The organism is Acinetobacter sp. YH12040 (assembly GCF_013420005.1).
Classification (GTDB): domain Bacteria; phylum Pseudomonadota; class Gammaproteobacteria; order Pseudomonadales; family Moraxellaceae; genus Acinetobacter; species Acinetobacter amyesii.
Genome location: NZ_VOZB01000001.1, coordinates 79774 through 93733, shown reverse-complemented (window position 1 = coordinate 93733; position 13960 = coordinate 79774). Strand labels below are relative to the sequence as shown.

Annotated in this window: 15 protein-coding genes; 10 read left to right on the top strand and 5 right to left on the bottom strand. The window is 39.2% G+C overall.

The features are described 5' to 3' along the window. Positions 1-71 precede the first annotated feature (71 nt). From FTT99_RS00465 to FTT99_RS00450, 4 genes are all read right to left on the bottom strand, one after another. Positions 72-833: an ABC transporter permease gene (locus FTT99_RS00465; RefSeq protein WP_372491147.1), complete on the bottom strand. Its 762-nt coding sequence runs from the start codon at positions 831-833 to the stop codon at positions 72-74. Positions 834-903: 70 nt separating this feature from the next. After that, positions 904-1872 (bottom strand): aliphatic sulfonate ABC transporter substrate-binding protein, encoded by a 969-nt coding sequence (locus FTT99_RS00460; RefSeq protein WP_180131806.1) that lies wholly within the window; start codon positions 1870-1872, stop codon positions 904-906. A 315-nt stretch (positions 1873-2187) separates the two neighbouring features. Then, positions 2188-2541 carry a hypothetical protein gene (locus FTT99_RS00455; RefSeq protein WP_180131808.1) on the bottom strand — a complete coding sequence of 118 codons (354 nt, stop codon included), beginning with the start codon at positions 2539-2541 and terminating at the stop codon, positions 2188-2190. Between the two features lie 199 nt (positions 2542-2740). Continuing rightward, positions 2741-3775: an AraC family transcriptional regulator gene (locus FTT99_RS00450; protein WP_180131810.1), complete on the bottom strand. Its 1035-nt coding sequence runs from the start codon at positions 3773-3775 to the stop codon at positions 2741-2743. 141 nt (positions 3776-3916) lie between these two features. On the opposite strand from FTT99_RS00450, the gene FTT99_RS00445 reads away from it, so the two are divergent. The 3 genes from FTT99_RS00445 (at position 3917) to FTT99_RS00435 (ending at position 8096) form a co-directional block, all read left to right on the top strand. Further along, complete coding sequence (locus tag FTT99_RS00445) at positions 3917-4687, top strand: 3-hydroxyacyl-CoA dehydrogenase (protein ID WP_180131813.1); 771 nt, start codon at positions 3917-3919, stop codon at positions 4685-4687. A 318-nt stretch (positions 4688-5005) separates the two neighbouring features. After that, complete coding sequence (locus FTT99_RS00440; protein ID WP_180023514.1) at positions 5006-6142, top strand: acyl-CoA dehydrogenase family protein; 1137 nt, start codon at positions 5006-5008, stop codon at positions 6140-6142. A 310-nt stretch (positions 6143-6452) separates the two neighbouring features. Next, entirely contained in the window at positions 6453-8096 is a 1644-nt protein-coding gene (locus tag FTT99_RS00435; RefSeq protein WP_180131816.1) for an AMP-binding protein, read from the top strand. 162 nt (positions 8097-8258) lie between these two features. On the opposite strand, the gene FTT99_RS00430 is transcribed toward FTT99_RS00435, so the two are convergent. Next, positions 8259-8774: a pyridoxamine 5'-phosphate oxidase family protein gene (locus FTT99_RS00430; RefSeq protein WP_180023516.1), complete on the bottom strand. Its 516-nt coding sequence runs from the start codon at positions 8772-8774 to the stop codon at positions 8259-8261. A 661-nt stretch (positions 8775-9435) separates the two neighbouring features. On the opposite strand from FTT99_RS00430, the gene FTT99_RS00425 reads away from it, so the two are divergent. The 7 genes from FTT99_RS00425 (at position 9436) to FTT99_RS00400 (ending at position 13899) form a co-directional block, all read left to right on the top strand. Beyond that, entirely contained in the window at positions 9436-10164 is a 729-nt protein-coding gene (locus tag FTT99_RS00425; RefSeq protein ID WP_180035801.1) for a HesA/MoeB/ThiF family protein, read from the top strand. A 58-nt stretch (positions 10165-10222) separates the two neighbouring features. Next, positions 10223-11521: an AarF/ABC1/UbiB kinase family protein gene (locus tag FTT99_RS00420; RefSeq protein ID WP_078193949.1), complete on the top strand. Its 1299-nt coding sequence runs from the start codon at positions 10223-10225 to the stop codon at positions 11519-11521. A gap of 83 nt (positions 11522-11604) precedes the next feature. Next, complete coding sequence (gene folB / locus FTT99_RS00415; RefSeq protein ID WP_180004951.1) at positions 11605-11985, top strand: dihydroneopterin aldolase; 381 nt, start codon at positions 11605-11607, stop codon at positions 11983-11985. After that, positions 11942-12391: a 2-amino-4-hydroxy-6-hydroxymethyldihydropteridine diphosphokinase gene (locus FTT99_RS00410; RefSeq protein WP_180040382.1), complete on the top strand. Its 450-nt coding sequence runs from the start codon at positions 11942-11944 to the stop codon at positions 12389-12391. The genes folB and FTT99_RS00410 overlap by 44 nt, the downstream gene beginning before the upstream one ends. 243 nt (positions 12392-12634) lie before the next feature. Beyond that, positions 12635-12916 (top strand): VTT domain-containing protein, encoded by a 282-nt coding sequence (locus tag FTT99_RS16395; RefSeq protein WP_257229301.1) that lies wholly within the window; start codon positions 12635-12637, stop codon positions 12914-12916. 6 nt (positions 12917-12922) lie between these two features. Next, entirely contained in the window at positions 12923-13132 is a 210-nt protein-coding gene (locus FTT99_RS16390; RefSeq protein WP_257229300.1) for a hypothetical protein, read from the top strand. A gap of 77 nt (positions 13133-13209) precedes the next feature. After that, the gene (locus FTT99_RS00400) at positions 13210-13899 is read left to right on the top strand and encodes a hypothetical protein (protein WP_180131817.1); all 690 of its coding nucleotides are present in this window, start codon (positions 13210-13212) and stop codon (positions 13897-13899) included. Positions 13900-13960 lie beyond the last annotated feature (61 nt).

Below are 13960 nucleotides of genomic sequence, written 5' to 3'. Positions count from 1 at the left end.
GCTTTATTTTTTTGTTTTTCAATGCACATGTGAGCATTTATATGCGTGCATTTGCAAGTATGGAAAATATGTTACTTCACAACATCACGCCAACGCAATAGATATTGTTCTAGATATTTCATCAGGCTATCGGTGATTTTCCCTAAGAGCGCCAATAGAATAATGGCAATAATCACGATATCTGGACGTGAAGTTTCACGACCATCACTGAGCAAATAGCCAATACCTTGCGTGGCTGCAATCAGCTCTGCTGCAATCATAAACATCCATGCCAAACTTAAACTATTGCGTAAGCCTGTAAGTATACCCGGCGATGCTGCAGGTAAAATAATTTCACGAATCTGCCTGAAATATTTCAAACGATAAACTTGCGCAACTTCAATGAGTTTTCGGTCTACACCTTGAATCGCTGCAACAGTATTGGTATAGGTCGGGAAAAAAGCACCTATGGCAATGAGGGTGATTTTTGAGGATTCATCAATACCTAACCATAAAAGCAGTAAGGGAATCCATGCCAAACTGGGGATGGATTTAATCGCTGAAAATGTGGGTTCCAAAAATGCTTCGGCTTGTTTGTTCAAACCGACCAAGAGTGCAAAAATCAGAGCAAGTCCGCTACCAATAAAAAAGCCTAAAAATACCCGCCAAGTACTAGTCCAGATATGCTGCCAAAGTTCACCTTCAGATAACTCTATAAATGACTGCCAAAGGCTACTCGGAGCAGGGAGTAGATACGGTTCGATTACACCATTTTTGACCAAGATTTCACATAGCAGCAATAAAACCACAGGTAGAGCAAGACCTTTTAAAATCAAGATCAACTTGGGTTTTATATGGTTTGATGAATCGGAAGCGGTCGAAACCGCTGTATCGATTTTGGGTTGAGTCAGTGATGATGACATGTTATTTCACAACCTTTTTCGCATAACGTGCATCAAAAAGTTGGTCAATGACTTGATTGACATTGGTTCCTTTACGAACTAAATCTTCTTCAGTCAAAATCGTGCCAGATTTCTTTAAGGCCGCAATGTGTTTAGCTGTTGGGATATTTTGATCAAAATTGGTACGATTCAACTGAAGCTTGGCAACAGCCAATGGAAGCTTGGACTCACGTGCTAATAATTCGGCTAATTTATCTGGATTGGCTTTGGCCCATTGTCGTGCTTGTTCATAGGCTTTAATCACAGCTTCAACGGCTTCAGGACTTTGCTGGCTAAATTGTTGTTTGGTACTTAAAACGCTATAGCTGTTAAAACCCACATTTCGATAAAGCAAACGCGCGCCTGATTGTACCTGTGCCGATGCCATGAGTGGATCTAATCCCGCCCATGCATCGACTTGACCACGTTCTAAAGCTGTTTTTCCATCAGGATGTTGTAAATGTACCAATTGCACATCACGTTTATTGAGGCCGACTGTTTCCAAAGACTGCAAAGTAAACATGAATGGATCGGTTCCTTTGGTCGCTGCAATTTTTTTGCCTTTGAGGTCTTTCAGACTTTTAATCGGAGAGTTTTTTGCCACAAGCAATGCCGTCCATTCAGGCTGTGACTGGATGTATACAGTTTTAATCGGACTGCCATTGGCACGACTCAAAACGGCTGCAAGTCCTGCTGTTGAGGCAAAATCCACACTGCCACTATTGAGATATTCGAGTGAGCGATTACTACCTTGGCTAAAGACCCATTTAATTTGTGTTTTGGGTAATGCTTTTTCTAAGAGTTTTTGTTCCTTCACCACTAAACTGGTCGGTGCATAGTAGGCATAATCCAGTTTAAGTGTCGAAGGAATAGCAGCAAAGATAGAGCTACTGAGTAGGCTGAATGTCAGCGTAGAAAAAATCAGTTTTGGGCTTTTAAATAGGGAAGTCATGTCGTTCGCAATCAAGTGTTGAATTATGAGCACATAGATACGACGGAAATATTCCAGAAACAAAACAGAATAAATGCTAAGAATAATAGAAAACGAGATAAGCTTATAAATCAAATATAAGTATTTGATATAAAATATTTTATCGGATTTAATTGTGCTGAAATGGTGTTATATCAATTAATGTGTAAGCTTGCATGAAAAATGCTTAGATATTTTAGTGTAATGAATATTCAAAAATTGTAGTGAATTACAGGCTTAAAATAACTTTTTCAATAAAAAAGCAGCTTTCGCTGCTTTTTTATATGTGATCAATACTTACATTGGGTAATCTTGTAAGCTATCGAAAACTTCAACTTGTTCTAAAGCTGATGTTTCTACTGCAAGACAGTAAGCAATAATTTTTGCAGTTGCATTGACTAAATTTTCATCTTTTGGATTTGCACCTGCTTGAATTGCTTCAATGTCATCTGCTTGGATATCCAGCGCATGAGCAACTTCAACTGCATTTTCAGTGCTAAAAAATTGTGAAATCAAATTTTGCAAATCGATATCTGCAACAGTTTTAAGCTGTTCGTGAAACAGTTCATCAATTGCGTCAATCTGAGTGAAAAGAGAATCTGAAAAGTTTTGAACAAGTTGTTGTTCAAGAACATCAATCATCTTAAGCATAGGAAAGCCTTTCAAGGAGATGCAGGAGAATTAGAAAAAAATAAGCAAAGTGCTTTAAATTGAGTAAAAAATAACCTAATTAGACTAAAGTAGCAATCGTTCAAGGATGAATGGTCAGTCTATTTATTGAATATTTTTAAGTTATTGATTTTCTATTAATTAGATGAATATTCAATTTATAAATAGCGAATATCAAATTTTAGGCCTTGAATTCAGGCGCATTATTTTGTCGATATGCACCAGGACTGACACCTGTCCATTTTTTAAAAGCCCGATGAAAAGCACTCGGATCATGAAAATTTAGTTCTTCACTGATATCTTGTAAGCTTTTATCGGTATGGGTTAAAAAATCGATGGCGGTATCTCGTCGGATATCATTTTTGAGTTGTTGATAACTCACACCTTCACTTTTAAGACGGCGATGCATCGTGGCTTCCGACATATTCATTTTGACCGCCAACTCATAAAACTCTAACCATTCGGCAGGAGGAACGTCTAACAGTTGTTTACGAATTTGGCTGCTGAGCGCATACGGGTTTTTAAAGCGTACCAAAAGGTTTTCAGGTGTTTGTTGTAAGAATTGATACCACGAACGTGTGTCTTGTTTGATTGGTAGACTTAAATAACTGGCATCGAGCTGTATATAGTTTTGACTGGCTTGGTAATGAATATTTTCACAGAAGCGAACTTTGTAGTCGTGATCATCAAGTGGTGCATCGCATTTAAATTGGATTTGGTTTAATAAAATCCGTTGACCACTTAGCCAGCACAGTAGCGTATGGATAAGCATTAAATATGTGGCATAGCTGAACATGCGTTTAGGCGCTTGTTGGTCATAGATCACGATATAAGCAAAGTGATCTTCAATGGTTAAATCACTATGCAAGTCATCTAAAATCAGATTTAAAAATTGTATGATTTGCTTAAGTGCATCCCCCAAGGTGCTGTTATGCATGACCATTTTCGACAGTAGCTTAAAACTGCCACGTCGCATGGCATGCCGATCCATGCCAAAAAATTCATCATCCATCACATCTGCTAGATGAGTCCATAAAGCCGCATATTGAGAAACAGAAACTCTGGTTTTACTCGATAGCAGTAACTCTGAGGGTATACCAGACTTATGCAAAATAGCAGAAATATCAAAGTGCTTTTTTTGCGCATCGTGTAATGCTTCATGCACCAAGTCGATAGAAATCGTCCCTTTACTGTATTCGAGTCCATGATTCGGCATATGTGCTGATAGGTCCTTGTTCAGAATTGTCCAAATACATCAGAAAAGATGCAACATTTGGAAATTGTACTGAATAAATTCTCTGTTTACTCTGCATCTTAAGTCGAATTTAAAACAAGATATCGTAAATAGGGAAATGCTATGGACATTAAAGGAAAAGTTTTCGTTGTGACTGGTGGTGCATCGGGTCTAGGCGCTGCGACAGCAACACATCTAATTGGCTTGGGCGCAAAAGTGATTATCGTGGATATGAATCATGAGCATGGCGAAGCGATGCAACGTCAACTGGGTGATCATGCGAAATTTGTTCAATTGGATGTCACTGATGAACAAGCGGTAGGCGCTTTCTTTACACAAGTTGAAGCGGAATTTGGTCAACTTAATGGCTTAGTGAACTGCGCAGGTATCGCACCCTCTGCAAAAGTTTTAGGTCGTGACGGATTACATGATTTGGCGATGTTCCAAAAAGTATTAAATATTAATGTTTCAGGTACATTCAATATGCTGCGCTATGCGGCACAACTGATTGCTAAATATGAATTAAAAGCGGGTGAAGAAGAGCGTGGGGTGATTGTGAATACGGCGTCGGTTGCGGCTTTCGATGGTCAAATTGGTCAGTCGGCTTATGCAGCATCCAAAGGGGCAGTGGTTGCAATGACATTACCTCTTGCACGTGAGCTTGCACGTGAATCAATCCGTGTGATGACCATTGCTCCGGGTATTATGGAAACGCCGATGCTCAAAGGCTTAGCACAAAATGTACAAGATGCTTTGGGGCAAATGGTGCCTTTCCCTCCACGTTTAGCAAAACCGCAAGAGTTTGCAAAATTAGTGACGCATATTTTTGAAAATGCTTATCTCAATGGTGAAGTGATACGTCTTGATGGCGCGATCCGTATGCAGCCTAAATAGTTATTTATTAAAACTGCTTATTCAGGCTTCTACGACGGAGTCTGATCGAGAATAACTTCGTTGACAATAGATTATCTCGTTACTTTTGTTTCGGCAAAAGTAACCAAAACTATAGTCATTTGTAAAACTCGTCATCAAGTATTTATTGATTTACAGATTACAGAAACATTAGAGATTAATGGCGTCCTGCCTCAGACAGTTGCAAATGACGTCGTCGTGTATCTAACTTTGCTTTATACAGCCAAAGTATTTTTAATTCCGCAGTTATCCAAAATTTAAAGCTATACGCGCTATAAAAGATTTAGAAAAGGAAGTCTCATGATTTTAAATGATGAACAAAAAATGGTTCAGGACATGATGCGAAGCTATTCGCAAGAAAAACTGAAACCGACGGCTGCAGAGCGTGACAAAACGGCGTCATTTCCTGCACAAGAACTTAAGGAACTGGGTGAGCTAGGTGCTTTAGGCATGACGGTTTCGGATGAATGGGGTGGTGCAGGTTTAGACTATGTGTCTTTGGTTGTTGCCTTAGAAGAAATTGCTGCGGGCGATGGTGCGATTTCCACAATTGTTAGCGTACAAAATTCACTGCCATGTGGCATTACGCAGCGTTATGGTACAGAAGCACAAAAAGAAAAATACTTAAAAAAATTAGCCACTGGCGAATGGTTAGGTTGTTTTTGCCTAACAGAACCACAAGTGGGTTCAGATGCGAGCGCATTGGAATGTAAAGCGGAGCGTGATGGTGATGAGTGGGTGTTAAATGGCACCAAGCAATTTATTACCACAGGAAAACATGCCCAAGTAGCCTTGGTTTTTGCGGTAACGGATAAGTCTGCAGGTAAAAAAGGGATTTCGTGCTTTTTAGTACCGACGGATGCACCGGGTTATATCGTATCGCGATTAGAAGACAAAATGGGTCAGCATTGTTCCGATACAGCAACGATTGTTTTAGATGACTGTCGTATTCCTGCGGATAGTCTTTTAGGCCAAGAGGGTGAAGGCTATAAAATTGCCTTATCAAACCTAGAGTCAGGTCGAATTGGTATTGCAGCGCAGTCTGTGGGTATGGCACGAGCAGCATTAGATGCAGCCGTTGAATATGCCAATGAACGCAAGGCATTCGGCGTAGAGATTGTACAGCATCAGGCCGTGGCATTTCGCCTCGCGGATATGGCTACCCAAATTGAGGCGGCTCGCCAATTGATTTTCCATGCAGCGACGTTAAAAGATGCAGGTTTTCCATGTTTAAAAGAAGCCTCGATGGCGAAACTTTTTGCATCGACGATGGCTGAACGGGTGTGTTCAGATGCGATTCAGATCCATGGGGGCTATGGTTATGTATCTGATTTCCCAGTAGAACGAATTTATCGTGATGTGCGTGTCAGTCAAATCTATGAAGGTGCATCGGACATTCAGCGGCTGGTGATTGCACGTGAAGTCACCAAAGGGTGAAAGGTTAAAAAATAGACTTTAGTCGATGTTCAAACCCTGCAATGGCGTTGATGGTTATGGAAATTGCAGGGCACATCCAAACATGGTTATCTAGGTATAGACAGTCTAAGAATAGGTAATTTACGAATAGATTGTCGAAGAGTATAAGTTTCAAAACGAAAAAACCGACATTGCAATCGGTGTATAGAAAAGCAGTAAAAGCGGATGTGGCAAAGGAATCGTCACTAGTACGCAGCGGTACAACAACAAGATCAATAAACCTCAAAGTCTTGCACTTTGAATCATAGAGAACAGGATAGGAATTGTCGTCATGAAGACACTAGAACAAGCATATCGTGATTTTAATTTTGAAAAAATGGTTGCAGAACAATTGGTCGGTACGCCAAGTTCAATCAATGCTTATGATGAATGTTGTGGGCGCTATGTTGGGCAAAATCGAACTGCACTGATCTGGGAAGGTAAAAATGGTGAATCTGAACAATGGACTTTTGAGCAATTAGATTTAGCTTCTGCACAATTGGCGAATTATTATCAGCGCATTGGGCTAAAAGCAGGTGATTGCATTGCAGGTCTATTACCCCGTACTGCAGAGTTATTGATTACTATTTTGGCAACATGGCGTATAGGGGCAATTTATCAGCCTTTGTTTACGGCATTTGAGTCCAAAGCGATTGAGCATCGGGTGCAAACTGCGGGAACAAAGCTGATTGTAACCAACACTGAGCAACGATCAAAACTCAATCATATTGATTTACCACATATTTTAACCGTGCATGCCGATCAAGCAATTCAGACAGATCCTGACTTTTGGTCAGAGTTGCAATTGCATGACGCCACATTTAACTCAGTTCCCCGTTCATTTGACGATGAATTTTTAATGATGTTTACATCGGGAACGACCGGTTTAGCCAAGTCTGTACCTGTGCCACACAAAGCGTTATTGGCATTTAAAGGGTATATGACACATGCGGTTGATTTGCGTGATGAAGATTCATTTTGGAATTTGGCAGATCCGGGTTGGGCTTATGGTTTGTACTATGGAATTGCAGGGCCATTAAGTTTAGGACACAGCATTATTATGGATGAACGTGCTTTTAGTGTTGATCATGCACTTCAAGTCATCAAAAAATATAAAGTCAGTAATTTGACCGGTTCACCAACGGCATTTCGTATGTTCTTTGGTTTTAAAGAAAAATTTGACGCATCCATAAAATCACATTTACGGGTTGTGAGTAGTGCAGGAGAGCCACTAACGCCTGAAGTGATTCAATGGTTTAATCACGATTTAAACGTCAATATTTATGACCAATATGGGCAAACAGAACTCGGTATGGTGATTGCAAATCATCACGCTTTAGAACACTACAAAAAAGTGGGTTCAGCCGGTTTTGCTATACCGGGCCATCGTTTCGCGGTGCTTAATAAAGACTATCAAGAAATTGAACGTGGTGGCATTGGAACATTGGCATTAGACTGGTCGCAATCTCCACTCATGTGGTTCACAGGCTATGGTGGAAATAATCGTAAAGCCTTTGTCGGGAACTACTATTTAACCGGTGATACCGTTCGTTTAAACGAAGAAGGCGGCATTGATTTTGTAGGTCGTGCAGACGATGTCATTACAACGTCAGGCTATCGTGTAGGGCCTTTCGATGTGGAAAGCACATTATTAGAGTGTGAAGAGGTTTTAGAGTCGGCAGTTGTTGGTAAGCCTGATCCTGAGCGAACTGAATTGGTCAAAGCTTTTGTGGTATTGAAACCACAATATCAAGCAAGTTCAGAACTCATGGATAAACTACAAGCCTATGTACGATCTCGTTTATCCAAACATGCTTATCCAAAAGAAATTGAATTTGTAGATGGATTGCCTAAAACATCGAGTGGAAAAATCCAACGTAATTTATTGAAGCAACAAGAAGTGGCCAAAACGCAATTAATTCAAAAGGTCAGTTGAGTCAATTTATATACGCAAAAAAGGCTGCTTGATGCAGCCTTTTTGAAATTGATATTTGAGCTGGTGAAACCATTCATTCGAGATCATATATGTATTTGACTAACTATGGGACAATCCAAATTAACCTAAAATTAAAGCATTAATTCGAATCAATAAAATCATTTATTTTAAGTTCAGGGTATTATGCTCAGTATCAAGTTCTTGAGTTTTACCCGTTAAATTGCCCTTCAAAACTTTGAATAAATGGGTGACTTTATTGTCTTTGACATTCCAGAATTCTGCACTAATAGCATTAGCTATCAAAACGCGAACAGTAGGATCAGTCTTGCCATCGAACCAGTTTTCAGCCCAAGGATTCCATAATTTATCGATTAGGGCCGCATCTGTACTGATTTCTCCATGAGCACTAATTGATACATAAATATCGTCTGAAGGTTTAGCGAATGCTAATCCAAGATGATTACGACCTGCATTGACTGCCTCTACAAGGTCATTGTTTTCTTTCATAAGAAAATAGATATTTTCATGCTCATTCATCTTATCAGAATTAAGCATAGTCATAGGTTGAGAATGAATTTCTTGCTTGTCAGTGACATGGCTAATCATGGTGAAACGCACGTCTTTAATGAGTTCCCATAATTTTTGTCGCTGATCTTGTTCAACGTATTCTTGTGACATTTTTATTCTCCACTTTTAAGTAATCACTTTGGGGTAAAGGGGTAAATATAACTGAGCACAAAGTATTTGAATAATGTGTGTTAGGTCATAAGTTTATCGAACATATTGTGTCAGCAATTTAATTCTCACTGAATTCATACATATACCTACGGATTAAATCTCTTCGCATACATAAACGCTTAAAATGTCTTGAATTAAGTTTTATTTTTTGAGGCTAAGGTAGAAAAGAATCATTAAAATGAACCTAATGTAAGCAGCTCTAGTGCAACTAAATATGTTTAAAAATATAACTATATTTTTTATTTATTATTTTTAAAACATGTATACGCTATACCTCTATGATGTTTCTACATACTAAGGTGTCTGAGATACTGTATTTTAAATAGTGTAATTGAAGATACGCTAACTAAGAAAAATACCATGTCTACAGAGCATTTATTTTAACTTTAAGCTGTATATTGTCTTGCTCAAATAGCAGGGTGTTTTTACACTGTTTCGGGTTTGTACTCGAACAACATTTGATGGATATCGGTGTTTTAATCTTTTGCGTGCGATATAAACTCGCCTATTTTTTATGCTTGACGAATTTTAATAAGGAAATACTTTGTCTACGTTTAAATCGAATGAATCAACATCTGAATTTGAATTAAGTGATGATGAAATGCATTTATATAGCCGTCAAATATTGCTTGATGGATGGGACATCGATGCACAAGAGAAGCTAAAACTTGCCAATGTACTCATCGTGGGGTGTGGTGGAATTGGGTGTACCACAGCCGAATTATTGGCACGTGCAGGCGTCGGACAAATTACTTTAATTGATGCAGATCGAATTGAAATCAGTAATTTGCAAAGACAAATCGCGTATACCAAAGACGATGTGGGTTTTTATAAATCAGAAATTTTGGCTAAACGCTTAAAAGCGATTAACCCGCATATCCGAGTGCAAAGCTATACCACAAAATTAGATGAAAGCAACGCAAAGACATTGATTTCACAGCAAGATTTGGTTCTCGATGGTTGTGATAATTTCAGCACGCGTTATTTGGTCAATGTGAGCTGCGTAGAAAATAATGTGGCGCTGATTAGTGCTTCAGCGATTGGTTTCCAAGGGCAACTGTTTATGGTCGAAGGAAACGCGGCATGTTATGAATGTCTATTTCCAAAAGAACAACAAGCCAATGAAAGTTTGCGCTGTGCAGACTCGGGTGTGCTTGCAACCACACCAAATGTTATGGCAAGTTTGCAAGCACATCATGCTTTGCTTTATTTGGGTTTAGGAAAGACAGTATTGAAACAAAAACTTTTGTTGTGGGATGGTCTGTCAATGAAACAAAAAATTCTCGCTTTTGAAAAAGATCCCGATTGTCCAATCTGTCAGGCAAGATAAAGCAGCAAGCCCTTATTTTTTTGCTACACTCACGTTAATTATTTTTTTCTAAGACATTATGAAAAACAATATCTGGTTAGATGGAATTCGCTCGGTTGCCCGAATGGGTGAGACCGCAGTGGTCGCGGCTAAAGCCGGTTTTAAATACGCGACAGAAAAACCAAGTAACGCAAAACTCATGCGTGAAACTTTTGAATCACTGGGTTCAACCTATATTAAATTAGGTCAATTTATTGCAAGTACACCTTCTTTATTTCCACGTGAATATGTCGAAGAGTTCCAAGGCTGTTTAGATCAGACACCTTCATTGCCGTTTAGTTATGTGCAGCAGGTATTGGCTTCAGAATTTGCTGGTCGTAATTTAGATGAAATATTTGCTTCAATTGATGAAAAGCCTTTAGCTTCTGCATCGATAGCACAGGTACACGCTGCTAAATTGGTCAGTGGTGAAAATGTCGTTATTAAAGTGCAAAAACCGGGTGTCGAGACGATTCTCTATACAGATTTAAACGTTTTACATTGGGCAACCAAACTGGTTGAAAAAGCTGTACCTAAAGTCAAATTTGCTTCACTTGCAGATATCGTTGAAGAAATTAAAGTTCGCATGGTACGTGAGGTGGACTTTATTGAAGAAGCTCAAAATCTTGATGACTTTGTGAATTATCTGAATGTAACTCAAAACAAAGCCGCAACAGCACCAAAGGTTTATCACCAATATTCAACACGTCGCGTATTAACCATGGAGCGTTTATACGGCGTACCATTGACTGATTTTGATGTGGTCAAGAAAGTCGCTAAAGATCCATCGCAAGTTTTGGTGACAGCGATGAATACATGGTTTGGCAGCTTGATGTTATGTAATAGTTTCCATGCAGACTTACATGCAGGCAACCTGATGCTGCTTGAAGATGGTCGAGTTGGCTTCATCGATTTTGGTATTGTGGGCCAGTTGAAACCTGAAGTGTGGACAGCATGTATTGCGTTTATGGATGCCCTACAAAAAACTGACTACAACTTGATGGCTGAAAATATGCTGAAAATGGGCATGACGGCTGTCAAAATTGACACACAAGTCTTAGCTGCCGACTTAGAGCGCTTATTTAGCGGTGTGCTTTTGGCCGATCCGCAAGAGTTATTAACCTCGAATCCTGCCGATTTGAATGACATTATGATGGATATGGTACAAGTCGGAGAGCGTCATGGTATTCGCTTCCCACGTGACTTCGCTTTATTATTCAAACAAATGTTGTACTTCGATCGCTTTATGCGCATCCTTGCGCCATATACTGATATTTATGCAGACCAGCGTATTCAAATGGTGCAGACTATGGACCCTAATTTATTGTTGAAGCAATAATTTAGCCGCAAGATATAAATAAAATCCTCTTGCTTAAACAGGAGGATTTTATCGATGTTTAAGATTTTATTTTGAGTGTAAGAATGGACGCAATTATCATTGAAGGTTTGAAAGTTGAAACTGTAGTCGGCTGTTTCAATTGGGAGCGTCAGATTATTCAGCCTTTGATGCTCGACCTCAATATACAAACCAGTTTAGCGCAGGCGGCTCAGTCAGATGAGCTTGAAGATACCTTGAATTATGCTGAAATTTGCGAAATATCAGCCAAAGTCATTCAAACTGCTCAACCTAAATTGATCGAACATGCAGCAAAACTGGTGATTGATGCACTTTTTGCTACCTATGACAGCATTGAATCTATTATGATTAGCATCCGGAAGCCTGCCATTATCGCGCAAGCCAATTCTGTAGGAATTCGTCTTGAACGCCACCGAAACGATTTTCGCCCTAGCTCTGGCGAGTAATTTCAATCCCAAACCGCATTTTCAACAGGCTTTACGTCAAATTCAGGCTTTGGGTCATGTTGAATTTTCCAAAATTTATGTGATTCCTTGTCGTGATGGCATTGGGGCGGATTATTGGAATGCAGCTTGTTTGGTGAAAAGCAGTTTATCTGTAGATGAAATCAGCACCTTACTGAAAAAAATGGAAGCAGACTCAGGTCGTGTTCGTCCGTCTCATAATATCGCTTTGGATCTGGATCTGATCGCGTGGGGCGAAGGCTTAGCGCACATGCAATTTAATCCGAAAAAACTGCCTTTAGCACTCGATGTTAAAATACCAATGTTCGACATTTGGAAAAATGAAATGTTTGAACATCCAGCACATCAATTTCCTATGGTGAGTTGCCAAAAGGTTTTAGTGGATTGAGCGAATGAAACGCAATGCTTTCAAAACTCATGACGTATATTTCAAATGTCCCTAAATATCCCAAGTAGACAATAACAAAAAATGTTCAAATCCTGTCATGGTATGCGCTAGCGTATAGGCTGTCGCAGGATTACATTATCTTTTTAGCTTCAAAATAATGATATGAACTGGACGGATCTGATTCAGCACTATGGCTATATTGCGATTTTTATTGGCACATAGTTTGAAGGAGAAACAGTGCTGATGATTGGCGCCTATGCTGTTCATCAACACATACTTCATTTTCCAATGTTGATTGCAGTGGCGATGCTAGGCAGTTTTATTGGTGATCAGTTTTATTATCAAATGGGCGCTCGCTATGGGCAAAAACTTATCCAGTCGAATGCAGAATTTGCACAAAAATTCGATCGTGCGAGCCAGTTTATTGAACGTTATCCTATTTTGACCATTTTATTTATGCGCTTTGCATGGGGTTTTAGAACCATTTTACCTATTGCAGTCGGTGTGCGTGCTTATCCTTTTTGAAAATATGTGCTGATTAATCTAGTTGCCTGTTTTATTTGGGCGATGTTGGTCGCTACGATTGGGTTTCAAATCAGTCATTATTTACATCTATTTTGGGCGAAAATGCTGCCTTATCATCAAGATATTTACATCGTTATTGCCGTTATTTTACGTATCGTATTCTTCCGTGTGCTCTATATGGTGTTGAAGTGGTGGCGTAAGCATCATCAACATTGATAAAGTGAACGTGGCTGATCTGATAAAATCGTCAAAACATAATCAAAAGATTTAAAAGGATATTCAGTGAGAGCAATATGGGTTTAGGTTATGGTGCGGGTGCGATTGCCTTTATCATTATGTGTTTTTCGGTGTTGCTGGTCATATTCGTGATTCCTGCTTGGTTGTATTGGAATGCATGGCAGAAAAAACAACAGAAATTAAGCAAGTATCATCCTAAACTAGATAAAACTGTAAAATGGGGGCTATCGACTTTACTCATTTTTCCAATTTTTGTTCTCTTGAGTTATGCAGAGATTGCTTTTTCAAATCATCATTCAGATCGTGCTTATCAAGAGTATATGGCACAAATTATTATTCAGCTTAAACAACCTTTAGTTTATGGTGAGGTGATATTGCCTCAGGGGACATGGATCAACCGATCATTTGAAACCAACTATTCTCTTGAACAGATGACTGATATTCGTCAAGGTCTGACTTCGGCTCGTTTTCCAGAGCTTATTCAAATAGCTGGATTTGATGTTATTGCATTTGAGCTGGATCGTCATTTATTGCTGGAATTGGCACATGATCATATTGTTGTGATTAATAACCAAAAGGAAATTTGTCCGGCAGGATGGCTGCTTGAATTAGGTGGATCAGGTTATCCGTCCACTGAGCAACTTTATAGTTTGAATTTTGATTGGTTTACACCAAGTCGATGGCAGCCTATAAACTGTTTTGATGGCGAAGGAATTATTGTATTAGAGTCAAAACATTACTTATGAAAAAGCCTGCATCATTGCAGGCTTTTTGTTCACTATTTATAAAACTTAGCGACAATCATTA

Coding starts and splice junctions, on each gene's coding strand:
- FTT99_RS00460 (WP_180131806.1), bottom strand. CDS start 1,872: ATGACTTCCCTATTTAAAAGCCCAAAACTGATTTTTTCTACGCTGACA.
- FTT99_RS00455 (WP_180131808.1), bottom strand. CDS start 2,541: ATGCTTAAGATGATTGATGTTCTTGAACAACAACTTGTTCAAAACTTT.
- FTT99_RS00450 (WP_180131810.1), bottom strand. CDS start 3,775: ATGCCGAATCATGGACTCGAATACAGTAAAGGGACGATTTCTATCGAC.
- FTT99_RS00445 (WP_180131813.1), top strand. CDS start 3,917: ATGGACATTAAAGGAAAAGTTTTCGTTGTGACTGGTGGTGCATCGGGT.
- FTT99_RS00440 (WP_180023514.1), top strand. CDS start 5,006: ATGATTTTAAATGATGAACAAAAAATGGTTCAGGACATGATGCGAAGC.
- FTT99_RS00435 (WP_180131816.1), top strand. CDS start 6,453: ATGAAGACACTAGAACAAGCATATCGTGATTTTAATTTTGAAAAAATG.
- FTT99_RS00430 (WP_180023516.1), bottom strand. CDS start 8,774: ATGTCACAAGAATACGTTGAACAAGATCAGCGACAAAAATTATGGGAA.
- FTT99_RS00425 (WP_180035801.1), top strand. CDS start 9,436: ATGCATTTATATAGCCGTCAAATATTGCTTGATGGATGGGACATCGAT.
- FTT99_RS00420 (WP_078193949.1), top strand. CDS start 10,223: ATGAAAAACAATATCTGGTTAGATGGAATTCGCTCGGTTGCCCGAATG.
- folB (WP_180004951.1), top strand. CDS start 11,605: ATGGACGCAATTATCATTGAAGGTTTGAAAGTTGAAACTGTAGTCGGC.
- FTT99_RS16395 (WP_257229301.1), top strand. CDS start 12,635: ATGATTGGCGCCTATGCTGTTCATCAACACATACTTCATTTTCCAATG.
- FTT99_RS00400 (WP_180131817.1), top strand. CDS start 13,210: ATGGGTTTAGGTTATGGTGCGGGTGCGATTGCCTTTATCATTATGTGT.